This is a genomic window from Desulfosporosinus sp., assembly GCF_014237355.1.
Taxonomy (GTDB): Bacteria; Bacillota; Desulfitobacteriia; order Desulfitobacteriales; family Desulfitobacteriaceae; genus Desulfosporosinus.
In genome coordinates this window covers 76,134-100,833 of the sequence record NZ_JABZFS010000039.1, presented here as the reverse complement: position 1 = coordinate 100,833, position 24,700 = coordinate 76,134, and the positions used below count along the sequence as shown (strand labels likewise).

General features: G+C 41.2%; 21 protein-coding genes and 1 riboswitch. Of the genes, 15 read left to right on the top strand and 6 right to left on the bottom strand.

Annotated elements, in window-relative coordinates; all coding sequences use genetic code 11:
* Window positions 1-29 precede the first annotated feature (29 nt).
* The 4 genes from HGJ98_RS08745 (at window position 30) to HGJ98_RS08730 (ending at window position 4,008) form a co-directional block, all read left to right on the top strand.
* Window positions 30-986, top strand: coding sequence for a ketopantoate reductase family protein (locus HGJ98_RS08745; protein ID WP_291350680.1), 957 nt, complete (start codon window positions 30-32; stop codon window positions 984-986).
* A 402-nt stretch (window positions 987-1,388) separates the two neighbouring features.
* Window positions 1,389-1,679, top strand: coding sequence for an autorepressor SdpR family transcription factor (locus HGJ98_RS08740; RefSeq protein WP_291350679.1), 291 nt, complete (start codon window positions 1,389-1,391; stop codon window positions 1,677-1,679).
* A gap of 21 nt (window positions 1,680-1,700) precedes the next feature.
* Window positions 1,701-2,372 (top strand): SdpI family protein, encoded by a 672-nt coding sequence (locus HGJ98_RS08735; RefSeq protein ID WP_291350678.1) that lies wholly within the window; start codon window positions 1,701-1,703, stop codon window positions 2,370-2,372.
* A 406-nt stretch (window positions 2,373-2,778) separates the two neighbouring features.
* The gene (locus HGJ98_RS08730) at window positions 2,779-4,008 is read left to right on the top strand and encodes a malic enzyme-like NAD(P)-binding protein (protein WP_291350677.1); all 1,230 of its coding nucleotides are present in this window, start codon (window positions 2,779-2,781) and stop codon (window positions 4,006-4,008) included.
* A gap of 200 nt (window positions 4,009-4,208) precedes the next feature.
* Here HGJ98_RS08730 and ablB read toward each other — a convergent pair whose 3' ends face one another.
* Both ablB and ablA read right to left on the bottom strand, forming a co-directional pair.
* The gene (gene ablB, locus HGJ98_RS08725; RefSeq protein ID WP_291350676.1) at window positions 4,209-5,054 is read right to left on the bottom strand and encodes a putative beta-lysine N-acetyltransferase; all 846 of its coding nucleotides are present in this window, start codon (window positions 5,052-5,054) and stop codon (window positions 4,209-4,211) included.
* On the bottom strand, window positions 5,047-6,357 hold the full coding sequence (gene ablA / locus HGJ98_RS08720; protein ID WP_291350675.1) for a lysine 2,3-aminomutase: 1,311 nt from the start codon (window positions 6,355-6,357) through the stop codon (window positions 5,047-5,049). Before ablA ends, ablB begins: the two co-directional genes overlap by 8 nt.
* Window positions 6,358-6,560: 203 nt before the next feature.
* On the opposite strand from ablA, the gene HGJ98_RS08715 reads away from it, so the two are divergent.
* Complete coding sequence (locus HGJ98_RS08715; protein WP_291350674.1) at window positions 6,561-6,914, top strand: hypothetical protein; 354 nt, start codon at window positions 6,561-6,563, stop codon at window positions 6,912-6,914.
* Window positions 6,915-6,969: 55 nt separating this feature from the next.
* Here the strand turns inward: HGJ98_RS08715 and HGJ98_RS08710 are convergent, their stop codons facing one another.
* A complete protein-coding gene (locus HGJ98_RS08710; RefSeq protein ID WP_291350673.1) occupies window positions 6,970-7,296 on the bottom strand; it encodes a DUF1904 domain-containing protein in 327 nt (108 codons plus the stop codon).
* A gap of 265 nt (window positions 7,297-7,561) precedes the next feature.
* Here HGJ98_RS08710 and HGJ98_RS08705 point away from each other — a divergent pair, with 265 nt between their 5' ends.
* From HGJ98_RS08705 to HGJ98_RS08685, 5 genes are all read left to right on the top strand, one after another.
* Window positions 7,562-7,906, top strand: coding sequence for a hypothetical protein (locus HGJ98_RS08705; RefSeq protein WP_291350672.1), 345 nt, complete (start codon window positions 7,562-7,564; stop codon window positions 7,904-7,906).
* Between the two features lie 355 nt (window positions 7,907-8,261).
* A complete protein-coding gene (locus HGJ98_RS08700) occupies window positions 8,262-9,509 on the top strand; it encodes an AarF/UbiB family protein (protein ID WP_291350671.1) in 1,248 nt (415 codons plus the stop codon).
* Window positions 9,510-9,729: 220 nt separating this feature from the next.
* On the top strand, window positions 9,730-10,758 hold the full coding sequence (locus tag HGJ98_RS08695) for a class I SAM-dependent methyltransferase (RefSeq protein WP_291350670.1): 1,029 nt from the start codon (window positions 9,730-9,732) through the stop codon (window positions 10,756-10,758).
* A 47-nt stretch (window positions 10,759-10,805) separates the two neighbouring features.
* Window positions 10,806-11,684 carry an ABC transporter ATP-binding protein gene (locus HGJ98_RS08690; RefSeq protein ID WP_291350669.1) on the top strand — a complete coding sequence of 293 codons (879 nt, stop codon included), beginning with the start codon at window positions 10,806-10,808 and terminating at the stop codon, window positions 11,682-11,684.
* A 50-nt stretch (window positions 11,685-11,734) separates the two neighbouring features.
* Window positions 11,735-12,541 (top strand): ABC transporter permease subunit, encoded by an 807-nt coding sequence (locus tag HGJ98_RS08685; RefSeq protein ID WP_291350668.1) that lies wholly within the window; start codon window positions 11,735-11,737, stop codon window positions 12,539-12,541.
* A 44-nt stretch (window positions 12,542-12,585) separates the two neighbouring features.
* Here HGJ98_RS08685 and HGJ98_RS08680 read toward each other — a convergent pair whose 3' ends face one another.
* A complete protein-coding gene (locus HGJ98_RS08680) occupies window positions 12,586-13,707 on the bottom strand; it encodes an MFS transporter (protein WP_291350710.1) in 1,122 nt (373 codons plus the stop codon).
* Window positions 13,708-14,073: 366 nt separating this feature from the next.
* Between HGJ98_RS08680 and HGJ98_RS08675 the strand changes: the two genes are divergently transcribed.
* From HGJ98_RS08675 to ilvN, 4 genes are all read left to right on the top strand, one after another.
* A complete protein-coding gene (locus HGJ98_RS08675) occupies window positions 14,074-14,493 on the top strand; it encodes a (deoxy)nucleoside triphosphate pyrophosphohydrolase (protein ID WP_291350667.1) in 420 nt (139 codons plus the stop codon).
* Window positions 14,486-15,649, top strand: a complete 1,164-nt coding sequence (locus HGJ98_RS08670; protein WP_291350666.1) for a benzoate/H(+) symporter BenE family transporter — start codon at window positions 14,486-14,488, stop codon at window positions 15,647-15,649. The genes HGJ98_RS08675 and HGJ98_RS08670 overlap by 8 nt, the downstream gene beginning before the upstream one ends.
* Window positions 15,650-15,824: 175 nt before the next feature.
* Window positions 15,825-17,525 (top strand): biosynthetic-type acetolactate synthase large subunit, encoded by a 1,701-nt coding sequence (ilvB, locus tag HGJ98_RS08665; RefSeq protein WP_291350665.1) that lies wholly within the window; start codon window positions 15,825-15,827, stop codon window positions 17,523-17,525.
* Entirely contained in the window at window positions 17,522-18,019 is a 498-nt protein-coding gene (gene ilvN, locus HGJ98_RS08660; RefSeq protein WP_291350664.1) for an acetolactate synthase small subunit, read from the top strand. The genes ilvB and ilvN overlap by 4 nt, the downstream gene beginning before the upstream one ends.
* A 53-nt stretch (window positions 18,020-18,072) precedes the next feature.
* Here ilvN and HGJ98_RS08655 read toward each other — a convergent pair whose 3' ends face one another.
* Both HGJ98_RS08655 and HGJ98_RS08650 read right to left on the bottom strand, forming a co-directional pair.
* Window positions 18,073-20,385, bottom strand: a complete 2,313-nt coding sequence (locus HGJ98_RS08655; RefSeq protein WP_291350663.1) for an N-acetylmuramoyl-L-alanine amidase — start codon at window positions 20,383-20,385, stop codon at window positions 18,073-18,075.
* Between the two features lie 195 nt (window positions 20,386-20,580).
* Entirely contained in the window at window positions 20,581-22,407 is a 1,827-nt protein-coding gene (locus HGJ98_RS08650; RefSeq protein ID WP_291350662.1) for an MASE3 domain-containing protein, read from the bottom strand.
* Between the two features lie 565 nt (window positions 22,408-22,972).
* A riboswitch (cobalamin riboswitch) is annotated at window positions 22,973-23,151 on the top strand.
* Window positions 23,152-23,318: 167 nt separating this feature from the next.
* Here HGJ98_RS08650 and HGJ98_RS08645 point away from each other — a divergent pair.
* On the top strand, window positions 23,319-24,695 hold the full coding sequence (locus HGJ98_RS08645) for a UbiD family decarboxylase (RefSeq protein ID WP_291350661.1): 1,377 nt from the start codon (window positions 23,319-23,321) through the stop codon (window positions 24,693-24,695).
* Window positions 24,696-24,700 lie beyond the last annotated feature (5 nt).

Below are 24,700 nucleotides of genomic sequence, written 5' to 3'. Positions count from 1 at the left end.
TTCAAATCATCAAGGATTGGAGAAAAGAAATGAAAGCTTTGGTTATTGGTTTAGGGGCTTTAGGAACCGTGTACTCTTGCCTTCTAAGTTTAGCTGGGCACGAGGTAACAGGGCTCAGTAGACCCGCAAGCATTGATGAAATAAGGTCTAATGGGGTAAAGGTTACTGGGATTTGGGGAGCGCATAGGACGAAACTCGCTAATGTCGTGTCGGATGTTTCGGAACTTGCTGGACAGACCTTTGATATGATAATTGTAACCGTGAAATCATTCATTACCGAGGAGATTGCGGAAAAAATTGCACCACTCGTCGGAGATACGACCTTCGTCTTTCTCCTTCAAAATGGCTATGGTAATTTTGAGGCTGCCGCTAAATCCATCCCAGAGGAAAAGCTTGTTTTAGGTAGAGTTATTTTTGGGGCAGAGACCTTAGCACCTGGGGAGTCTAAGGTAACGGTCATTGCCGATGATGTGTTGATTGGCTCTCCAAAAAAACTAATCGATCCAGTATTACTAGACGAGTTCGCAAGAATTTTCAGTAAAGCACTCATTCCAACTGTAGCATCCTCGGAAATTATGCAATATATATGGGGAAAGATCATCTATAATTCAGCTCTTAATTCCCTGGGATCAATTTTTGAGGTGAGTTATGGAGAGTTGGCCAAAGAACCTGTTACACGTGAGCTTATGAATAAGATTATTAGAGAAATATTTGACTTGTTGCAAGCAAGAAATATCCCCATGTTTTGGCCTGATGCTCAAACCTATCTATTAAATTTCTATGACTACTTATTACCACCAACCTCTGCCCATCATTCATCAATGCTTCAAGACATTCGCAGTGGCCGCCAAACTGAAATCGAGGCACTAAATGGAGCTGTCGTAAAACTAGCCCATGAATCAAGGGTCCCCGTTCCCGTCAATGAAATTATCGTGGCAATGGTGAAAGCAAAAGAGAGTTTTAGCCTGCGTACTAAGGAAGGATAATCGAAATGTTCACATCATAAAGCTGGAGAATTTTTAATTCTTATAGCGACACATGCCCACATTAGAGATGTGGGTTTTCCTTTGTACTGCAGAAAGTATAACTTTAGGGTCCTCTTTCACTCATGTCATCCTGAAAACAGCGAAGGATCTTAACTAGTGTGGAATAGTGCGGAAGATTCATTTTCATTCTCATTTGTGAACCCAAAAGTTCATGAAGTTTCTTTATGTATCGTTAAATCTGAAGAGGTAAATATTTTAAAGATTTGTGTTGAGGGTCTTGAATCATTCAGCCCCTTGGTGTAATATAAATCTATTACATTTAGAAATTTAACTAAATATATAAGTATCTTATTAAATCATTTTGAACGTCTAAAGGGGTTCTATTTGGAGGTGAAACTATTTATGTCCCATCAGGAAACATTTAAAGCGCTATCAGACAACACCCGCCGACAAATCCTTCGGTATTTAAAGGAAAGAGATTTGAGTGCGGGAGAAATCGCAGAAAAGTTCAATATGTCAAAGCCGAGTATTTCTCATCATTTGACAATTCTCAAACAAGCTGATCTAGTAAGTGATCGACGACAGGGGCAAAGTATCATCTATTCATTAAATACTTCGGTGTTTGAAGAACTTGTGGGTGTGCTTATGGAATTTATCAGCAAAACCCCTAATAGCGACGAAAGAACAAAATAACCTGAAAAGGAGAGGAAAGGTATGTCAGATATTAAAAAAGCTAAAGATGGCAAACTATTTATTGTTTTATCAGGGTTAGTGGTCCTCGGATGTTTAATCGCAGCTATTATCCTATACCCTCATTTACCTGAACAAGTTCCCTCCCATTGGAATTCGGCTGGGGAGATTGATGGGTATATGGGACGATTTGGTGGAGCTTTCTTTATGCCCCTACTCATGTTAGGAATATATATAATGCTTTGGATTGTCCCGAAAATCGATCCGAAGAAGGTTAATTACCAGTCAATGGGTAAGGTTTATTCCTTAGTAGTATTCGCAATCATACTCTTTATGAGTGCTATCTATGCTGGCACCATCGCTGCTGTTTACGGATACAAAATGGCGGTTCCTCACATTGCAATGCCGGGTGTCGGATTATTATTTATCATCGTTGGCAATTACATGGGTAAGATTAAGTATAATTATATGTTCGGTATTCGGACCCCTTGGACGCTGGCCAACGAGGAGGTATGGTATAAGACTCATCGTGCAATGGCGCCCTTATGGGTTGGGGGTGGTGTGATTCTGTTACCGGTTGGTCTTTTGCCGGCAAATTGGACCATGCCACTAATCGTCGGTGTTAGCGTGATATTATCACTAGGCTCAATGGCGTATTCCTACCTTGTTTACCGGAAGGTATCGAAGGGCTTATAGAAGCTATAATTACTCTGTTTACCCGAGACTACGTTATGAACGTGGTCTCTTTTTATTATGACAAATAATCCTTCTGAAACATGACTAGGATTATTCTTAAAAATGGAACTTATTTCTTCTAGAATCTATAATTTAGATATAAATTAGGAGAGTCTTACTGTAAAGCACTTCTATAGGTTGTGTTTATAAGCAGCAAAAAGGGTTAAAAACCCTAGTAGTTGTGGGGATATCCTTATATTTCATAATTAGTTAAACTGTTTGAAATTAAGTTCGGATTTGGCATTCAGATTGCTTATTATCGTAGAACGCAATGTAGTTCGTGTACTACTGCAAAATGCCGTAAGGGTATGAAGGTTGTTAGTGATAAAATTGAGAAGCAAAATTAACGAAAAAGGAGATTGGATTTATGGGAACACTACGAGAAGATGCTTTAGCACTTCACCGCGAGAATGTCGGAAAATTGGATGTCCGTTGCAAAGTACCGGTGCGTGATGGCAGAGACTTATCCCTAGCTTATTCTCCCGGAGTAGCTGAACCTTGTTTGGATATTGAAAAAGATAAGGATTTAGCCTATGCCTATACTAATAAAGGTAATTTTGTCGCCGTTGTTAGTAACGGTACGGCTGTCTTGGGCATCGGCAACATCGGTGCTCAGGCCTCGTTACCTGTAATGGAAGGTAAGGCCGTCCTTTTTAAAACATTTGCCGGAGTAGATGCTTTTCCGATTTGCATTGATACAACCGATATAGAAAAAGTTATTGAAACAGTAAAGCTTTTGGAACCCACGTTTGGTGGAATCAACTTAGAAGACATTAGTGCACCAGCATGTTTTGAGATTGAAGAGCGCCTTAAAAGTGAGATGAACATTCCAGTGTTCCATGACGACCAACATGGCACGGCTATTGTAGTCATGGCGGGAATGATTAATGCTCTAATGGTCGTCGGAAAATCAATTGATGCCATTCGTGTTGTCACAAATGGCGCAGGAGCTGCGGGTGTGGCAATTATTAAATTGTTGATGAGTCTTGGTGCTAAGGATGTGATTATGTGCGATACTAAGGGGGCGATTTATAAAGGGCGTCCCGAAGGTATGAATAAATCCAAGGACGAAATCGCCAAAGTAACAAATCTAACGATGATTAAGGGTTCTCTTGCTGACGCCATGGTTGGGGCAGATGTCTTTATCGGGGTTTCAGCAGCTAATACGGTTACTCCCGAGATGGTCAAATCAATGGCCAAAGACCCCATTATCTTCGCTATGGCAAACCCGGTACCAGAAATAATGCCGGATTTAGCCAAAGAAGCCGGAGCTAAAGTCGTAGGTACTGGACGTTCTGATATGCCGAACCAAGTTAATAATGTATCGGCCTTCCCTGGAATTTTCCGTGGCGCTTTAGACGTTCGTGCATCACAGATTAATGAGGAAATGAAACTTGCCGCTGCATATGCGATTGCGGGTTTGGTTAGTGATGAAGAACGCAAGGAGGACTATGTTATTCCGAAAGCCTTTGATCCTCGCGCTGCTCCAGCTGTCGCTGCTGCAGTCGCTCGAGCTGCAATGGACAGCGGGGTAGCTCGGATCACCGTTGATCCAGAAGAGATTTCCAAGAAAGTATGGGCGATTCGTCCTGAGTAAACTTCAGATATTTGAAGATATGTAGTTCCTTAATATTAGTTCCTTTTCCTATTTTGTAAGTATCTCATTAAACCAATAAATCAGTTACTCCTCCTCTTTAGCGCGGCCTGCACTCTACATGCAAGCCGCTTTTTTACTTCAACATACCAACTGCCAGAGTACCTCTTTTACCTGCGTTTATCCTAAACACTTCCTTTTATTCAGCGATCAGAGAGGTGATGATACCAAATGTTCATGCACTCTAAACTACCGGATATATTGGTGTTGTTTATCAATGTACCACTGTAAAAATAGCCCATTTTAGCGAAAGTAGTGTTCATCCCGTAGGAAATAGAGCGGGCAATAGTATAAGCTGTCTTAATTCCTTTCCTCTGGACATAATTCCCCATTGTTTGCAAGAGAAAGGTAGAAAGACCTTTATCCCTGAAGTCAGGTAGGGTTGCGAAGTCTGTCATTTCGACATTGCTAGCTTGCAGATCCATTTCTGCAGAGGCGAGGGCAACTAACGATTGATTATGCCATATCCCGAAATAAGTAACATTATTCTTTATAGTCTCCGCGATATAATCGGGGTCATGAATAGGAAAGGGATAGGTTTTGAAAATTTTCTTATATAATTCAGTCATCTCCAAGACATCGGCCTCATGGCATTCTCGGTAGATAAAATTACATGAAGGTAGGACTATGGGGGTTTCTATTTTTGACTTAGATCTGGCAGCAATTAGGACATCCTTAATCAGATCTAAATTTTGGGACTGCTTCCGTGTTTCGGAAAAGTATTTTCCCATAAAGTAAGCTGTTTGGTTAGCATTATAGAATTTTGGGATAGAAGCCTCTATTCTATAGTCGTTTTCTAAAAAAGTATCTCTAGCATAGCCTGGTACCTTGGCAAATAGTTTTGTATATCCCTTTTGAGATGCAAGACTATCTAATTTTGGAATTATTGCAGGAAAGTCGGCCTGAGAGAGTTTTATCAAATATATTCGATCATTATAGGTTCCATGTTGAATATTGGAGTTCCCAAGAGTCGTGATGGAATCATACATTATCTCGTCTCTCGATCCGCTCTGTATTTTCTGGGATCAGTGATATGGTATCGTTAGCATCCGATAGAAGCTTTTCGATACCAACTGCTTTGTATTCCTCTGCTCCCTCAAGCTTGGTGTCTGATGGATTAAAACTCTTATTTTTAAAGATATCTACGTATGATTTAGGTTCTTCATAAGTCGTAATAATTCCTTCAAAGTTTCTAAGTACCACTTTATCAGGGGACCAGGAAAGAAGATAGTTAGGAGTAATGCGAATTTTTCCTCCCCCGCCTGGAGCATCAACAACGTATGACGGGATGGCGAACCCGCTTGTATGACCGATCAGGCTCTCCATAATTTCCACTCCTTTGCCGACAGGAGTGCGAAAATGTTTTAATCCTTCAGACAAATCACATTGGTATAGGTAGTAGGGTCGGACACGATTTTGGACTAGTTTATGAACCAGTTTTTTTATGATGCTCGGACTATCGTTTATCCCAGCAAGCAGAACACTTTGGTTCCCCAAAGGGATGCCAGCATCAGCTAAACGACTTAAAGCTTCCTTAGAGGACTTCGTTATTTCTCTTGGATGATTAAAATGTGTGTTTACCCATAGGGGATGATGCCTTTTCAGGACCGAAACTAAAGAATCTGTAACTCGATAGGGAAGGACAACAGGTATTCTCGTACCGATTCGAATAACTTCAACATGAGGAATCGTCCTTAATTCTGTTAAGAGCCAGTCTATGTCTTCATCAGACAGCAAAAAAGGATCTCCTCCAGACAACAAGACATCCCGGATGGCGGAAGTTTGCCTGATATACTGGATCCCGTTTAATAATATTTCTCTACTAGGAAGAAAACTCTCATCTCCAACTTTTCTTTTTCGGGTACAATGTCGGCAATACATAGAACAAGTTGCAGAGACTTGGAATAGTACTCGGTCAGGATAGCGATGAGTGATTCCAGGGACAGGACTATCTTTGTCTTCATCAAGAGGATCTCGCATCTCATAATCCCCTACCTGTAATTCGGATATGGAAGGAAATGCTTGTTTATAAATGGGGTCATTTACATAATCATCTGTATCGATTAACGAAAGGTAATAGGGGGTTATGGACAGGGGAAATTTAGCTATGGTTTCTTGAAGTTGCTTTTTCTCCGATTCTTTAAATGTGACACCTAGGAGTTTTTCAAACATATCTATATCCCGGATAGAATGCTTAAGCTGCCATTTCCAGTCTTTCCAATTAGATATTTTTGCACTTGAGCTTATTTTCTCGGCGATTTCTTGCTGGCCTTTGTTATAGATTTGGTCCACTAATGACACTCCAGACGTTGTTAGATTTGTTTTACTAGTGTTTCATACATAGTGCTAGTTTATGCCTTGTAAATAACAGCTGTCTAGAACGGATCAGTTAGTTAATTTCTCGGACGACAGATTTAATGCATTAGTTTCCTTATAGGCACCTTAGAATTTTTGGGTATAGTATAAAGAAGAATGCTAAAATTGGGGGGATTGTGTTGAGAAAATTGATCATTGGTATTTTTGCTTTTATGGCAGGGCTCATTCCAGGTTTCTTCATCGTCTTTAACTCTGTTTTTTCCGATATCGGCGGCTCCTTTAGCGAACGACTAATTACATTCCTGCTCGTGATCTTAGCCTATGTAATACTAGGTTTTGTGTTTGGTTTTATAGACAGGAGTAAGTCGTGGTTGGTATGGGTTTGTGCGAGTGCTCCTGCAGTTCTAATTTTAGTCCTATATTCCTTTAAGGAGACGAGTCTTATAGGACTAAATATTCTATACGCTTGTCTAACTATCGGATCTTCATGGTTGGGGTTTGTTTTAAGCAGGCGTATTCGCCGAGGAAATTAAAAAGACGATTAAATAATCGCCTAATAGTCAGCCAATGGATATTCATCGCATAGATTTAGTAATGTTCGCCATTCTCATAGTAGCGTTGTTTTTCTAAAATCGTAAACATGATATCCACGCTGGGATAACCGGCTTCATTGATCAAGCGGGTTATGATTTGAGCTGCTAGGTCTTGAAGTTCTTGTCCGCGGTCAAACCACGCGACCTCGATAAAAGGATATCCAGGAACCACCTCTCCATTTAGGATATAGGTTGAGTTCATCACTTCAAGGGTAAAGTCGTCCTTTGGAGACAGTGTAAGTTGGGCAAGTTCGTCAATAAGCTGATTACTTAACTTACGTATGGTGTCTGTTTCGACTCCTCGAATTTTAATTTGTGGCATAATAATCCCTCCGTTTAATTGTTAAAACGTAATGTAGCTAGTCTATCCGTAGGCTAGCTACATTATATTTCGCCTAGTATATATTGTGTCAATCATAGGTGTTTTTACCAAACTGCTTTTAGGGGAAATTGAATTAAGTTATGGATGAGTGCATAATGCTGTTGAAGCGTGCAAAGCCTATACTTATTGCTGTTTTTTCGCAGAGAATCACAGATATGTCTGCATTAAACAGTATGCTTAAAACTAAAACTAAGGGAGGATGCTAATGAACAACCAAGAGGTTATTGAACAAACCTTACAAAACTATGATACTGCCAACGATGCCCTGCTAACTGAATGGGATAATCTTGATCCAAATCTCTTAGATATCATTCTACAAAAACAGCAAAACCGCCTCGAACAAATTGCTGAACGGATCTACCACGAAGAATTAAACGAAAATGCGGAATCTGAAATTATTCAAAACACCTTAGCTCACTATGATTGGGCTAACGAATATCTTTATGAACACTGGGAGACTCTACCATTTGTTGAACGATTATCTATTATGCAAAAGCAATGGAACCGTCTTCAAGAGTTACGTAACCGGACTAGGGTAACATATCAGTAAATAAAATTGGAACATAGATGGTCTTCTTGAAGAATAAAGCCAACACTTACAAGAAGATCAAGAATAGGAACTGGAGCATAAATTGTTAACCACAATTAAATGCTTCAGTTTTTCAATATCACGTTTAAGACTTCCGCTTCGTGGGAGCCGTCGCACTCAGCTAATAGAGTATAACCGAAGACGCCTCCACTGTCACGTTAGTCGTAAAGTTTCATAACATTAATGTAATAGTCCATAGGAATGGAGAGCAACGAATATGTTGGAAATACCAGCGAGACATTTTTCTCGATACTACGAGATCCTTTCTGTTTTTATAAGACATGGACTGGGTTATTTGTTTATCCCAGGGAATTTAATGCCAAGACAGGAAGAGGACTTAACTATTATAGGAGTTCGTCTGAGAAACGCTCTCGCGGAACTTGGTCCGGCTTTTGTAAAAGCTGGACAGATAGCAAGTACTCGGGGGGATCTTATTCCCCAACCCATTGTCCAGGAATTAGCCAAACTTCAAGATCGAGTTCATCCACTTTCCTTTGAGGTAGTGCGGCGAGTTCTCGAAGGATCTTTACAATCCAGCCTAGAATCGATTTACAAAGAATTTAACCCTGTTCCTCTTGGGGCAGCATCGATTGGGCAAGTGCATCGGGCAGTTTTGCATAATGGAGACAGGGTGGCCGTGAAAGTCCAGCGACCATTCCTTCGAGAAACTGTTAAAACAGATATAGAGATTTTCCTGCTCCTTATCAACAAAATTGAACAGAATACCCAGTGGGGAAAACGCTACCCCTTTCGGATGATGCTAAAGGAATTTTCCGACACAATAAATAGAGAACTTAATTTTCTTAATGAGGGTCGAAATGCTGAAAAACTTGCGAAATTAAATAAAAGAAACTCTAGTGTTGTAATTCCGAAGATTTACTGGGAATTTTCTCGTCCTTCAGTCTTAACTATGGAGTATATTTCGGGAATTCCATTACATCAAATAATAGATTCTCAGAAGACATCTTATGATGTTCATCGTATTGCGAGTTGCTTGAGTAAAGCGCTCTTCCAGCAAATCTTTTTGGAGGGGTTTTTCCACGCGGACCCTCATCCTGGTAATGTTCTTATTTCACCAGGGGGAAAAATTGGGCTAATTGACTTTGGGATAATTGGGCATCTATCCCAGTCAAGGAGAGATCATATTTTATCATTGGTTTCCGGACTCATAAGAGCAGATAATCCATTAGTTTTCAAGACGCTTTCGCAAATGGGCATACTTCCCGATTCATTTGACCTGTTTCATTTTGAGAGAGACCTATTAACCTTGCGTCGTAAACATTTGAGGGCAAAGAAGTTCAATATGGGCCAATCAATTCAGGGCTTCATGGACATCATCTTTCGGCATGGAATTATTATTCCCTCTGAATTTATTCTTTTAGGTAAATCGCTGCTGACTCTTGAAGGGACTTTAAGTGGGCTAGATCCTAATTTTAGCCTAATTAATCAAGCTAAACCCTTTATACGGCGGTCTGTCTGGGGAATATACTGGAGGAATTTGCGGGATAAGTTTAGAGGGACTAGGGAGACAGACACAACTAGTTTGCCCATAAACATACAATAGAAGTATAAAAAGGTGTAATTGGAAATATTGGCCACAAACCAGGGCTTCTCCGCTAAGCTAACCGTGCGAAGACAGTGTCTGAAAGAAGAGCTAACCCGTGCGAAGACAGTGTCTGCAAGAAAATCTAACCCGTACGAAGACAGTGTCTTCGTGTGTGTGTGTGTTGTGTGTCGTGTTGTGTGTGGGTGGGTGAGCAAGTTTTCTTTGCTGAAATTATTTAATGGAAGGGAGACCTCCAGTGGAAATAGGAATGCTGGCGCTTCTTGGAAAGACAGTATCGCTTATGGAAAACTTAGGATTTATGTGGATTGTGCACACAGGTTTTGAACTAAGACTTTGGGAACGCCTTTTTAAAGAAGCTTCTAAAGAACAGATCCTTGCAGAAAATTCGAATTGGGACTCACTGTTACTTGACCATTGGCTTGAACAAGCAAGAGTTCAAGAACTGATAGTTTTCAAACATGGAAATTATAAACTAAGTAAAATGGGAAAGGCCATTTATGATTACCGTGACTATGGCTTAGAAGCAATGTACAAAGAGTTTGCTCTTCATTGGGGGCCATGCTTTGCGAAATTGCCTGATTTGATGAGAAAGGAGATATCGCAAGATCAGTTGGATCGTGAAATGGAAAACGAGCTTATTTCCAGAGCCTCAAAAGCCTCAGAACCCTTTGTCTGGCCATTATTACGGGGAAAATGCGAAAAGGATCGTTGGGATAACGTTCTAGATGTAGGCTGCGGTGAAGCGGTGCTTTTACGAAGGCTTGTTGAAGAATTCCCAAGTTTAAAGTGCGTCGGACTCGAGATTAATCCGTCGGTAGCTAATAGGGCTGCTGCGCTAACAGAATCTTATCGGGAACAAATTCGAATCGTTGCAACGGATGTTTTTGAGTTTACGGACACTTTGGGGGCCTTCGATTGTTGTCTGCTGAATAATAATATCTACTATTTTAGTAGTGAACAGCGCGTAAATCTTTTGAATCTTATTAAGGGTTTATTAGTACCTGGAGGTCAAATTGGGATTTTAACAGCATTGCGTGGAGTTAATGCTTCTTTTCAACTATTTAATACGCATATTCCACAAAACTTAATGAGCTTTTTCCTGTCTTGCCACGAGGGTTTTGATGGATTGCCTCTGGAAAAAGAAATGCTGGATCTCTTAGATCAAACGGGTTTCACAGAGGTTGAGGCGATTCCGCTCCCGTTTAAGGTGTCCCATTATTTTTTTGCTAAAAAGCCATCGGTTTAGAATAGATTGTAAGTATTTAAGAGGTCGTTTGAGGAAGTAGGGAGTAAATGATTGAGGTTAAAGGTTTAACCAAAGTATATCGTCAAGAGGGACGGGGAATATGGAATATTAGCTTTCAGGTCGAACCTGGAACAGCCTTCGGATTTCTCGGTCCGAATGGAGCGGGAAAGACAACGACCATCCGTCTTTTAATGGGTTTTTTAAAGCCTGATTCCGGACGAGTAACGATTAAGGAACTTGATTGCTGGCGAAAAAAGACGGAAGTAAAGAAGTTCGTCAGTTACCTTCCTGGTGAACTTCATTTTATTGAGAACTTAATGGGAGAAGATTTTTTAGATCTTATCGCGGGAATGCATGGCTATGATCGGCGAATAAAGAAAAATAGAGATTATTTGTCAGGTGCCCTTGAATTAGATTTAAAGATACTGATTCGTAAGATGTCTAAAGGAATGAAACAGAAGTTAGGGATCATCGCTGCGTTAATGTTGGATGCCGAGGTGCTCATCCTTGATGAACCGACATCCGGACTCGATCCCCTTATGCAAAAAGTATTTCTTGATTTAATCCTCGAGGAAAAGAGGAAGGGGAAGACCTTATTTATGTCCACCCATCAATTTTCAGAAATTGAGCGATCCTGTGAACAAGTTGGGATTATACGAGAAGGTAAACTTCTTGCCATACAATCTATTTCTCAGCTCAGAGAAGCGGAGTATCAAACCTTTGAAATTGAAGTTGATAGTGACGAGGATGTGGAACTTCTAAGAGAGAGCCCCTTAGATCTAACCCCTATTCAAGGGAAATGCTTTGTCGTTCGTGTAGCTGGTGATCTGGATAACTTGTGGTTAACTCTCGGACAAGTGCGTGTTAAACGCTTTAAAGAACACTTTATGGAGTTAGAAGAGGCCTTTATGGATTATTACCGATAGTCTCGTTGTTTGGCTGAAAGACCAACGACAAACTTTAAGGTGGGTTAACTATGAATAGAGCATTGTTTCGGGCAATGTATAAACAATATCGCAAGAAAGTAGCAGCTATTTCAACGGGGATCTTTCTTTATCAAGGACTCTTAACTTGGGTTTATCCCATAATTGCAAAAAACCCAGCCGTTATAGATATCGCAGAGACCATGCCATCTACTGTAAAGACTGTTTTTGGGGTCTCGAAAAATGCACGAACTGATACATTTGAAGCGTTTATTTCGGGCCAGTTTTACGCTAGGATTTGGGTTATGCTCATGGCTTTATATGGAGTACAAACCGCGAATGCCTTACTTGCGGAAATGGTGGAGGACGGATCTTTGGCCTTACTTCTTTCCACACCAGTATCTCGAAGTGAGATTCTTTCAACTCAAACTGGAGTTTTGCTTAGTACAAATGCTATTCTAGTCGCTGTAACGATTGTCGGACTATTCATCGGTACGTTCTGCTCGGGTATAGAAATTAATCATTTCAATTATTTACTCTTGGGAGTGCTAGGAATTGCCTTTTTCTCAGTGATTGAACTATATAGTCTTTTCTTCTCAGCATGGTTTGTTGAGGAAGAACGGGCCTTAACTTATGCTGTTGGGTTAACGATGGCCTTTTACGGTTTGGATATTGTTGGAGGACTTAGTGATAAATTATCCTGGGTGAAAAACTTCTCCCTTTTTCAATGCTTTCAGCCACAAGAGGTGCTAGAGGGAACAGTTAACCCAGTATTGACTATCATAGGTCTTAGTGTCACTTCGGCAGTGCTATGGTTTTTGACACAAAAGGTGTTTGAGAAACAGGATCTAGCAATTTGATTAAATGTAAAATGTGGCGCCTATCATAACAGCGCCACATTGGTTCAATGGGGAAGTTTTCTGTGAAGTAAGGCATAGTACATAACCAAGGCTAGGAGGGCAAAGATGACTGAGCTGCCGTACATGTATATATAGCCCAGTTGTTGGGCCAAGAAGCCGAGAGTAACGGCACCTAGGCCAATACCTAAGTCCATTGCTACCGCAAAGGTGGCATTAGCGGCCCCTCTACGTTCAGGCGGAGCAAAGGAAATGACTAGGGCATTTAGAATTGGTTGGACGGTTCCAAAGCCAAGGCCGTAGATAATCCCGACGAGCAGAAACATAGATAATGAGGTTGCTTTGGTCAGCAAAAGAAGGGCAGTTGCAATTAATAATATTCCGGGAGCTAGAAATCTTCGCGGACCATACCGATCCGCTAGTTTTCCAATGATGGGACGGCCGATTAATAATACAAAGGCATAAACCGTAAAAAATACCCCGATGTTTTTCACGTCTCGGTAATCCGCGTAAGAAGGTAAGAAACTAACTATTCCACCGTATGTTAAAGTGATAAAGAACAAAACAATAGCGGGAGGCAGCGCGGTTTTTTCCAGAATAACCCCTTTGACTTTTGGAGTTTGGGCGGCGTTCTGGCTTTTTCGAGGTGTTTCATAATTAATAAACAATGAGCCTGATAGGCCAAAGGCGGCTATAATTGCTGCACTTGTAAATAAGAAAGTGTAACTCTTATATTCGACTAGGTATAATCCTAACGCTGGACCGAGAGACATGGCGATGGTGGCAGCTATTCCGTAATAGCCCATTCCTTCAGCCCGTCGAGCAGCAGGGATTACGTCTGAAGCCATGGTTCCTGTAGCGGTCGTGGATGCACCCCATCCGATACCATGAACGACTCTTAGAGATAGTAGGGTAACAATAGTGAAGGCTAGGTTGTAGGCAAGTACGGATACAAGAAAAATAATAACTCCAATGACTAGTATTACTTTTCTACCCTTTCGATCAAGCAGATTACCAAACCAAGGCCGTACTACAACAGCAGAGAGGGTAAAAATGCCGACAATCGTTCCGGCAACAGTCTCGTTACCTCCTATGGTCTGGGCATATAAAGGAAGGGTTGGGAGAAGCATATACATTGACATAAACATTAAAAATGATACAAATAAGATTAAGAAGAAAGTTTTATTCCAGATCTGGGCTTCAGGTGCGGAGTTAGTCTTGCTAATGTAGATTTTTTTACCTCCCTCGATGTTTATTTCAGGAAATACCTGAGGTTCATAGTACCTTCAATCTCAATATACAATTAATAAGTTGCTATGGCAACTAGTTTTAGAATGGTGGTTCTTATGTTGAATTCAGTAAATAAATATCATGGTAAATAAGCAAAACATGAAAATATAATTCGACTTATGAAGGGATTTTTCATTACTTTGCTGAAGTTTATTAGATCGTGATAAAAATGCGGTTGAACATAAACCATGGGACCTACAAGTTAATGATCTTAGTGAAGGCCTTAGAAAGGGAGCGACAGACATTTGAAAGAAGTTACGGCAGCGGTGATCATAAAGGATAAGAAAGTTCTGATTGCCCAACGGACAAAGGACGATAAATTAGCGGGAAAATGGGAATTCCCAGGGGGCAAAATTGAACCAGGAGAGACTCTACAGGAATGTTTAAAACGTGAGATTAAAGAAGAATTAGAGGTTTATATAGATGTTTTGGATTTCTTCGGAGAAAGCATATATAACTATCCAGGGGGTACCATCAAACTGATGGCGTATTGGTGTAAATGGATTTCGGGCGACTTCACCTTGAAAGTCCACAGCCAAATTGTGTGGGCAAATCGGAATGAATTAGATTTATATGACTTTGCCCCTGCAGATATTCCCTTGGTGGAAAAACTAAAGCAGGCAATCGCCTTAGAGTCCTGCAGTGGAGACAATAAGCATGAGTAGTTTTATAAGTGATCTTAATCATAAGAATATGGCCGCCGGAATTGCCTCAGGACTTTTAGCGATAACCGGTCCACCGGCTATTATATTAGAAGCCGCATCAAAGGGTAACTTTACAATGACTCAGACGATTCTTTGGATGTTCTCAGTCTATGTGTTTGGTGGAATCTATAGTATTGTGATTCCTATGTATTATCGCATGCCCATCGTGGGCGCCCATTCCATTACAGGAGTTGCCTTTCTCGCGACGGTTACGACCCAGTTTACCTATCATCAGTTAATTGGTGCCTATATTTTTTCAGGGCTCCTAATGCTGATGATTGGATATCTTGGTGTTTTTTCGAAGCTGCTCGAATACGTACCTAAACAAATCATCTCTGTGATGTTAGCAGGAATGATTACAAAGTATATGGTTAGTTTTATTACATCTTTCCATCAACTTCCGTTGGTTGGTGGAGTATCTCTTGTTTCATATATTATTTTCAGCAAAGGTCATAATCGGATTCCGCCCATGGTAGCGGCCATTGGGACAGGGTTTGTGCTTTTAATCTTGACCCAACCCTTAAATAGTGTCGGATTGGTATCAGCGTTTGTTCTCCCAACTCCTCAAATCCCTGTATTTAATCTCCTAAGCTTCCTCTCGGTCTCCGTTCCGCTTGCCTTACTAATATTGAGTAATGATGCAGCGGTTGGGATAGGAGGCTTGGAACAGAATGAATATCACCCTCCAGTGAATCGGGTTATAGCTTTTAGCGGCATGTTTTCAATCATAACCAGTTTTTTCGGAGGTCAATCAGCAAATATTGCAGGGATGATGACAGCGATTTGCTCGGATAAGGAGGCAGGTCCGAAGGAGGCGCGCTATATGGGAGCCGTTGTCTCAGGGATGATCATTCTTTTATTCGGCTTATTCGCGTGGAAGCTGGTCCCCTTGATTCAAGGCCTACCTTCTGAGTTTGTTTCAATCCTTGTTGGTTTTGCTCTGTTAGGCGTATTTGGAAATAGTTTATCCGTAGGCTTCTCAAAACCAACCATGAAATTGAGTACTGCCTTTACATTTGTCATCGCAGTCTCGAATATTACAATCTATAATATCAGTGCTCCGGTGTGGGCTTTGGTTATGGGGACCTTTATTGCGCGATATGTCGAAGAAAACTAGAAGCTATTTTATGGATTATAACTATTACTAACTTTCTCCACGGGTCTCTATTTATGATATAATTGTAAGCAGTAAATCAATTAAAATTAACAGATACTCCACCGTTATCGTAGATGGGGAATACTCTGTTCCCAATAAAGTATTCGTTGGAGAAAGCTGAAAGAGAGGGAACAAAATGATTATTACCGGAGCAGAGGCGATTATTGAATCTCTTAAAAATGAAAAGGTTGATGTAGTGTTTGGCTATCCCGGCGGAGCAGTGTTAACACTTTACGATGCTTTGTATCAAGCGGACTTTAGACATATTCTAACTAAGCATGAACAAGGAGCAGTCCATGCGGCGGATGGTTATTCCAGGGCTACTGGTAAAGTGGGAGTTGTTATTGCCACCTCTGGCCCGGGGGCTACCAACCTGGTGACAGGAATTGCCACAGCCTATATGGATTCTATTCCGCTAGTGGCTATTACAGGACAAGTATCTGTACCTCTAATTGGGAGGGATTCTTTCCAGGAGGCGGACATTCGTGGTATTACAACCCCTATTACTAAACACAACTATTTAGTAAAGAAGGTTGAGGACTTACCTGCTGCCCTTAAAGAGGCCTTTTATATTGCGCGCACTGGTAGACCTGGGCCTGTTGTCGTTGACATCGCGAAAGATGTCTTTGCAGCTTCTTTTGATTATCAATACCCCAATGAAGTTAAGCTTCGTGGCTATCGCCCCGTGTATGCCGGGAATTCTGAAATGATTGACAAGGTCTATGGGGAAATGAGGTCGGCTCAAAAGCCGTTAATTTTTGTTGGCGGCGGGGTCAATTTGTCAGATTCCTCTGAGGAGTTAAGAGATTTGGTTGAACAGACTGGATTTCCAGTTATTTCGACATTGATGGGTTTAGGTTGTTTGCCGAATGACCATCCTCAATTTCTAGGTATGGTTGGAATGCATGGAACCTATGCAGCGAATATGGCTACCACGGAGTGTGATTTGCTATTAGGAATTGGGGTTCGTTTTGATGATCGAGTGACTGGACTCCTAAGCAAGTTTGCTGCAAAGGCTAAAATCGTACATTTTGATATCGATCCAGCAGAAATTAATAAAAACGTTTTGACACACATACGTGTTGTTGGAGATATCAAATGGTCAATACCTGCCTTATCCCAACGAGTTAAGGAGGTTCCCGGCGAGCTCAGGGAACAAGTTCGATCTTGGCTGGAGAAAGTGAGAAACTGGTATATAGAAAAGCCTTTAACCTATGAACAAGATAAAGACCATGTTATGCCCCAAGGGATTGTCGAAAAAGTTAGCCAGTTGACTCAAGGGGATGCTGTGATTGTGACGGATGTAGGGCAACACCAGATGTGGGTTGCACAATTCTACGGTTTTAAAAATCCTCGCTCCCTGCTCACGTCTGGTGGGCTTGGTACTATGGGCTATGGTCTGCCTGCTGCTTTAGGTGCACAATGTGGACTTCCGGATCGACCTGTTATCCTCTTTGTCGGGGACGGCGGGGTTATGATGAACTGCCAGGAGTTGGCTACGGTTGCGGAGTATAATTTTCCGGTTAAAGTCCTTATCTTAAATAATCAGTGCTTAGGCATGGTTGCTCAGTGGCAGAGGATGTTTTATGGTGGGCGCTATTCTCAGACAAGTCTAAAAGGATCAGCCACAGATTTTGTAAAATTGGCTGAAGCAATGGGTGTGGCAGGTCTGCGGGTTACCAAGCCAGAAGAACTAGGAAGTGTTCTTGAACAAGCCTTGGCTATCCCAGGTCCAGTGGTGGTGGACATACGGATTCCCGAAGTATTAGACGTACTGCCTATGGTTCCTGCGGGTGCATGTTTAGATGAGATGATGATGGGAGGAGTAGAGGGATGAAGCATACACTCGCTGTATTAGTAGAAAATAAACCAGGAGTTTTGACTCATATTTCTGGACTAATAAGTCGACGGGCATTCAATATAGAAAGTATTGCGGCAGGGTATACCGAAGAACCCGATACCACTAGGATTACGATAGTGGTTGAAGGAGATGAAAAAGAGCAGGAACAGGTGGTCAATCAGCTTTCTAAGTTAATCGATGTCATTAAAATTAGTGATTTAACGGCGGTGGAATCGATTCAGCGTGAGTTAGCCTTAATTAAGGTAAAAGCAAGTATGGCCACACGCTCGGATATTATTAATATTGTCGAGATTTTTCGAGCGAGCATTGTCGATGTTAACAGAGAGACAATGGTTATCGAACTTTCCGGGGATGAAACAAAGATCGATGCCCTCTGCCAAGTCTTAGAAGAAGATCATGGCATCATAGAAATCGTTCGCACGGGTAAGATTGCTGTTTCACGGGGACCAATTCCGGCAAAAGATCAGTAAACTAAAAAGAACAAGGTGTTTCGCAGGTTAATGCGGAGCACCTTGTTTTTGTTTTACGCTTCCGGTAGAGGATTTTTATAATAGTTATAGATACCAAGTAAAATGGCACTGGCAACATTCTTTTGGAAGGTAGGATTTTGTAATCTTGCTTCCTCATAGGGATTGGAGATGAAGGCAGTTTCAAGCAAAATTGAAGGCATGGTTGTATTACGTAACACATAGAAGGATGCTTGTTTGAGTCCTCGGTTATTTGTCTTAACTGTGTCGATGACTGCAGATTGGATGCTATTGGCGAGATGTAGGCTCGCATAGTTTTTGGGATTATCTTCAGAATAGTAGGTTGAAGTGCCTTGAATAGTCGGTTTAAGATTAGCATCATTATGAATGCTGATAAATAGATCAGCTTTCGATTTATTGGCTATGGTTACCCGAGCTTGGAGGTCTTCGATTTCTGAGTAGTTATCACAGGGTGAGATGTCTTTATCTCGTGTAAGAAGAACGGTTGCTCCTGCTTGTTTTAAAGTATCCTCCAAAGCAAGGGCTATTGCTAAGTTGTTGTTCTTTTCATGAGTTTTATTGGGGCCACTTGCCCCTTTATCCGGTCCGCCATGTCCAGGGTCCAGCATAATCGTCTTGCCAGCCAGGGCGTTAGCCGGGATTTCTTGAAAAGGATTGATAAGAACTTCTTTGGACGGATCATAAGTTGTGTCAGGGGGTGAGGGAGTAATAGGATCCTCTGCAGGAGGTGCATCATCGTCATCCCCCCTTGATGGAGGAGGATCTGGTTTTTTTATTTCTGAGGGAAGAGGGGGGAAGTCCTTTAGATTGTCCTTGTAGTTTGAAGACTTTTTACCCTCAATGATGCTTTGGGAAGTAGGACTTATAATCGCCGTCCCGCCTAGGATGTATACTTGACCATTTACCGTTAAATCAATTGAGGGAGCAGAATTACCGTTGTTGGGAGTAGTGCCGTTATTGGATGTAGAACTATTGTCGTTTGTTGTGGCAAGTGTGATGTAATCAGCAGAGACCCAGCCTGTTTTCGATTCATAGGTAGTCTTGTACCAATGGTCTTGTTGTTCAAGAAGCTCAACAGATGTAGCTTTTGGTATGGTGACAAGTACGTTCCCGGTGGAGGAGGGGGTTTCTCTAAGGTTCAAACCTCCCGAAGCACTGATGATCCCCTTTATGGATATTACGGCGAGATAATTTGCAGATACCCAACCTGTTTTGGATTGATAGGTGGTCTTATACCACTGGTCTTGTTTATCGCCAAGGTTAATAGTCGTTCCTTCTGGAATTGTGATAAGCACGTTCCCGGTGGAGGAGGGAGTTTCTCTAAGGTTTAAGCCACCGGAGGCAGTAATTTTTCCTTGTTTATGTAAATTACTAGCTGCCTTATCACTAGTATTATCCTCGCTGTTATCTTTAGGTGCTTGGGCAGGGACAGGAGGTTCTACTTTCATATGTTCGCGCATGATGGTATAAACTGAGGGTGGAATGTCGTTTATTTCTGTAAGTAAAAGAGGTGCTTTGAATTTGGAAGCAAGAACGGTGCCGGCAACCGCGTCTGGGAATGTGATACCGGAAGCTAAGAAAAGGTCGATTGATTGGTAAGTGTCCTTCATATGAGAAACGACTTCCGCATTCGTTCCGTACCGGTCATAACCCGCCAAACGAGTTTCTACGGTGAAGTTGTTTTTCTTTAAGTTATCTGAAGGAATGACTGCTTCCCCCCCGATCACGATCAAGTGCTGAGGCCTAGCTTCTTGGTAGTATTTAATAACAGAATCAGGAAGCTTAGTTGAGGTAAGAACAATGGGAATCTGCCTTATACCGGCAAAGGTTGCTGCTGATAGAGCATCAGGGAAATCATCACCATTGGCCAGAATCAAGGAATCGCTGGATAATTTTTTGGCAAGAAGTACGGAAGTTTCGTAACGGTCAAACCCGCCAATACGTTCCCAGTCTATTGATAATTTTTCTGTTAATTCCGTTTCAATGGCAGGTTGCAGACAAGCAGTTCCGCCCAGTAGGATGACTTTTTGAGGGGATAATCTCTGCAATTCTTGAATTACCCGGGGGTCAATTGCTTCTCCTCTGGTAAGCAGAATAGGCGCATTTAGGCTAACTGCGAAAGGGGTTGCGGCTATAGAATCCGGGAAATCGTTGTATTCACATAGAATAACTGTCTGAGCTGAGTTCCATCCTTTTTGTGATATTTTAAGAGCTGTTTCAACTCTATCTTGTCCAGCAATACGCTCTGTTGAATAAGCTAAGGGGCTTGCTTGGGTTATGAAAGGCGTGCATAAAGTAAGTGCAAGCGTAGTAATGACAGATAAAATGAGCTTTTTCAGAAGGTTCACCCTTTCTTTAATCGAGTTATGTCGATTATACCATAAAAATCAAAAGTATTTGATGCAGTTTTGATTAAGATCTCCAAAAAGAATGAACATCTTAGAAAGTCAAAAAAACAGTAAAATTGGCTTAGAAGCCCTTTCTTACTGTCTTAGTGGAACTGGTTTAACTATAGTGGACAAAGAGTTTGTGATTGAATAGAGTTAACTAGCTGTCCTAAACCTTACAAAGAAGGTTGTTCCTTGAGAACCAGTATCTACATCGATTCTGGCATTATTTCGTTCTGCAATAGAATAACATGTCGCTAAGCCTAATCCTGTTCCCTTTTCCTTAGTGGTCAGGAAGGGAGTACCTATTTTTTCAAGAACCTCGGGTTCAATACCTGTGCCTTGATCTATGATTGATAGGACAGTTTCATCCCCATCCATAAACGTTTTGATAGTAACTTGTCCGCCTTTTTTCATAGCTTCGATACCGTTACGTACTAAGTTAAGTATTAGTTGGTGGATTTCATTTTTGTTGATTTTTAGATCTGAAACAGGGAGCTTTTCTAATTGAACACTATTATCGGAGTTTAAAGCATCTGCCTGAAGTAAAGGATAAAGATCGTCGATGATCTTGTTTAAGTTTTGCAATTGAACATTAGAGGGCTTGTTACTAGATAGGGATAGAAAGTCCGTGATGATAGAATTAGCGCGATCGAGTTCTTCAATCATAATGGAAAAATAGTCCTGATACTTAACACATTCTCTCTTTTCGCCGAGTATCTGAAGGAAACCCCGCACAGTTGTCATAGGGTTACGTACTTCATGTCCTATACCTGCTGCCATTTGTCCGATAAGATTTAGCCGATCGAGGCGCAGTAGTTCAGTTTCATTGCGTATTTGATCCGTAATGTCCAATATAACCATCAAAATGCATGACTCTCCTTGGAGCCAGATCTTCTGGGTAGAGAACAATCCCTCTCTTACTATTCCATCTTTGGTTTGGAAGAAATAGCGTTGATTTTTGAGTGTTTTATGCTCGGATACAATCTCAATTTGACATTGTTCGATAACGTCAATGGGATAAAAATTTAGATCGTGAGTTGTTTTGCCAAGAACTTCTTCTCTGATATAGCCAGTTGTTTGAAGCCACATGTCATTAACGTCAATGAACCGACTCTCCTTGATGGAAAGAATTGATTTTGAGACTGGGCTATATTGAAACGTTTTATGAAATCGTTGTTCCGAGCGCTGAAGTTTTTCATAGGGAAACATGACATAACTCGCAAATACAGCTCGTAATAAAAAGTAGTAATAAACGATTTTCAAAACATGTCCTAGCACATTATAGAAGTTTGTAATGGTTGTAAAAACTGTGAAACATAATTCCGCAGGGATTGCAACAAGAATCGCAAGGATTAAATACTCTTTGGTGACTATGTCTTCTTGCAGGTACCCCTTTAATAATCTGTAAAGAAACAAGATAAACATGGCTATAATCACATATTCAATCACGATCTTTATAGGTGTTACCCCTTCGGGGGTTAGTAGGACTGGGAATAGGTGGGGGGTATAAAGAATCGATGCACCTACTGCGAATGAGAGAAAAACCGTAATTGCAAGGCCTTTATATCGGTTAATGAATCGACTGATTAAGGTTGTGCTTAAAAGCAGAAAGAGTGCCTCAAAGAATCGACCGGCTAGCCAATACTTAGCAGATAAATCATAGTGCCCATGAGGGTATAATCCGAGGCCTTGCCAAAAAAAGATATGTAAAATATCAAAAATTCCGACTCCTAGGAAACCGAATCCTAGAATTAGATTTATTTTTTGGATTTTGCTGACAAACCAAACGACCAAGAATGAGGATAATGCTATAAGGATGCAGAAAATCTCTAGCACTGTATGAATTACGACATAGGAAGTTTCCCATAATGGGAGAATTAGAAAGGAAGTAAATACGGAAAACATAATTAAAGATAAGAGCTTGAAAATAATTCGAGACCATGTTGGATCCTTTAATCTCAAAACTTCAGTTGCTACCAAGAAAACCTCACCCTTCTACTAAACACTTTAAAATGTGACTATTATAGTATTCTTTTCAAATTACGAAAACCCTCTATTCTTTTTTGTACACTATTCGATGGTTTGTTCACGGATATTACAACTATAAACAAACATTGACATTAATCTAAGCTAGATCTCCAAACTTTTAGGGCAATTTAATTGTTTTTACTTATATTAAATATAAACGGTTAATTACTACTCTGAAAACAAGTTAAGGCTAATGTCATCCTTGTAAGATAGCGAAGGATCTAGATCCTTCAGTCGTACCTCCTTCAGGATGACATAGCACTTAAGTCGCTTTCGTAGCAATTCTTCACGCGCTCCCGCACTACGATAAAATGACAAAGTGTACTGGATTTATCATTCATCAGTGGTACCGCACAGCGGCATGAGGGTCTATTAATAAAATTTAGACATTTAGTAGTTACTACTAGGGAACTGGCTTTAGAGTCTGTAAGAAAAAAGATCATACACTAGCAGGAAATTACTTTTAAGTGTCGAATCAATATTAACAAAGCAGTCCGATAATGTTTACACTTCGGATTGATCATCAACTATTATAGGTGCCCCGATGGGGAGAATAGGGAATCAGGGATTAATCCTGAGCGGACCCACCACTGTGAAAAGGGAGTCCCATACATTTTGCCACTGGCGATAGCTGGGAAGGCGTAGGGTGATGATGAACTTTGAGCCAGAAGACCTGCCTATAATAATGAGAAGCCTGCTTTGACCAGGCTTTGGTGGACGATGGTAAAGCCCCCAGTCTATGACTGCGGGCTTTTTCTGTCGTCTTTTTGGTATACAAGAGTCCATAGATACTCGCTAAAACTCTACGATTATCATTAAGCATTACGACGGGTTTATTTTGAAATTATTGGGAGGGGTAAATGTTGGAACAGGATTTGAGATTGTTTATTGAAAGAGTAAAAAAGCAGAATCCAATGGAAGTTGTTCATGTTCAAGAGGAAATCAACCCAAAGTATGAAATCAGTACTTTAATAATGGAGTTAGAGAAGGCCAGACGTTATCCATTGACGATTTTTAATAATGTTAAAGGGCATGATATTTCGGTTGTAACGAATGTTTTGGCTCCCCGCGAGCGTTTGGCGTTAGCTATGGATGTTCATCCCAAGGATCTCGCGGCAGAGTTTTCCAAGCGAATTAACCAGCGGATCGAACCAGTGGAGGTGGAGGAAGCTCCATTTCGAGAGAACGTTTTTGTAGGCTCAGAGGTCGATTTGTATAAGCTGCCAATTTTAACCCACTTCCCTATTGATGCAGGACCTTACATTACCGCTGGTTTAGTTATTGCAAAAGACCCTGTAACGGGTGCAGATACCGCAGGATATCACAGAATGCAGCTTAAAGGGAAGGATAAGTTAGGGATTAGCCTCCACTCTCGTCAACGTTTATGGGAGTATTTTCGCCGCTCAGAAGAACTAGGCAAATCCTTGGAGGCGTCTATAGTGCTTGGAATACATCCTAATATTTCCATGGGGTCCATGGCCTTAATTCCCTATGATCTGGGTAAATTTGCAGCTATGGGGGGGTTATTTGGGGCTCCTCTTGAGGTTGCCCGCTGTAAGACCGTGGATCTGCTGGTCCCGGCCTATGCTGAAGTGGTCATTGAGGGGGAAATTGTTGCGGGAGAACGAGAATCCGAAGGACCTTTTGCGGAATTTACAAATTATGCCTGTTATCGCAGTACAGAAAACGTGTTTAAAGTTAAAGGAATACAGTACCGTACGAAACCCCTATTCCAAGACATTACCCCAGGCATGAGTTCCGAGCATATTACGATTGTGGCAGTACAGCGAGAAGGGGACGTTTTAAATGCCCTGAATAGGACACTTCCCAACGTTAAAAGTGTTCATGCTCCCATCTCTGCCTGTGGATTGTTTCACTGTTATATTTCTATGAAAAAAATTGCGGAAGGACAGGCCCAGCAGGCAATCTTTACGGCCTTTTCCGTGGACCATAATCTTAAGATGGTGGTGGTAGTTGATGAAGATGTGGATGTCTTCGATGAAAGACAGGTTTTATGGGCCATGGCTACTCGACTACAAGCGGACAGGGGAGTAACTATCATACCTCAGCATATGGGAATGGGCTGTACTCTAGATCCCTCCAGCGATGACTTAAGTCGCACAGCTAAGATGGGGATTGATGCGACTAAACCGCTAGAAGGGTTTGCACCTACTATAGAAATGTCCGCCGAGGTACAGCAGAATATCCGTCGGTTTATGGGAACTTTTGGACTTGGATGAGGAGG

Bases quoted from the DNA above. Each gene is read 5' to 3' on its own strand.
- HGJ98_RS08745 (WP_291350680.1), top strand. From the start codon at position 30: ATGAAAGCTTTGGTTATTGGTTTAGGGGCTTTAGGAACCGTGTACTCT.
- HGJ98_RS08740 (WP_291350679.1), top strand. From the start codon at position 1,389: ATGTCCCATCAGGAAACATTTAAAGCGCTATCAGACAACACCCGCCGA.
- HGJ98_RS08735 (WP_291350678.1), top strand. From the start codon at position 1,701: ATGTCAGATATTAAAAAAGCTAAAGATGGCAAACTATTTATTGTTTTA.
- HGJ98_RS08730 (WP_291350677.1), top strand. From the start codon at position 2,779: ATGGGAACACTACGAGAAGATGCTTTAGCACTTCACCGCGAGAATGTC.
- ablB (WP_291350676.1), bottom strand. From the start codon at position 5,054: ATGTATGATTCCATCACGACTCTTGGGAACTCCAATATTCAACATGGA.
- HGJ98_RS08710 (WP_291350673.1), bottom strand. From the start codon at position 7,296: ATGCCACAAATTAAAATTCGAGGAGTCGAAACAGACACCATACGTAAG.
- HGJ98_RS08705 (WP_291350672.1), top strand. From the start codon at position 7,562: ATGAACAACCAAGAGGTTATTGAACAAACCTTACAAAACTATGATACT.
- HGJ98_RS08700 (WP_291350671.1), top strand. From the start codon at position 8,262: ATGCCAAGACAGGAAGAGGACTTAACTATTATAGGAGTTCGTCTGAGA.
- HGJ98_RS08695 (WP_291350670.1), top strand. From the start codon at position 9,730: ATGGAAGGGAGACCTCCAGTGGAAATAGGAATGCTGGCGCTTCTTGGA.
- HGJ98_RS08690 (WP_291350669.1), top strand. From the start codon at position 10,806: ATGATTGAGGTTAAAGGTTTAACCAAAGTATATCGTCAAGAGGGACGG.
- HGJ98_RS08685 (WP_291350668.1), top strand. From the start codon at position 11,735: ATGAATAGAGCATTGTTTCGGGCAATGTATAAACAATATCGCAAGAAA.
- HGJ98_RS08670 (WP_291350666.1), top strand. From the start codon at position 14,486: ATGAGTAGTTTTATAAGTGATCTTAATCATAAGAATATGGCCGCCGGA.
- ilvB (WP_291350665.1), top strand. From the start codon at position 15,825: ATGATTATTACCGGAGCAGAGGCGATTATTGAATCTCTTAAAAATGAA.
- ilvN (WP_291350664.1), top strand. From the start codon at position 17,522: ATGAAGCATACACTCGCTGTATTAGTAGAAAATAAACCAGGAGTTTTG.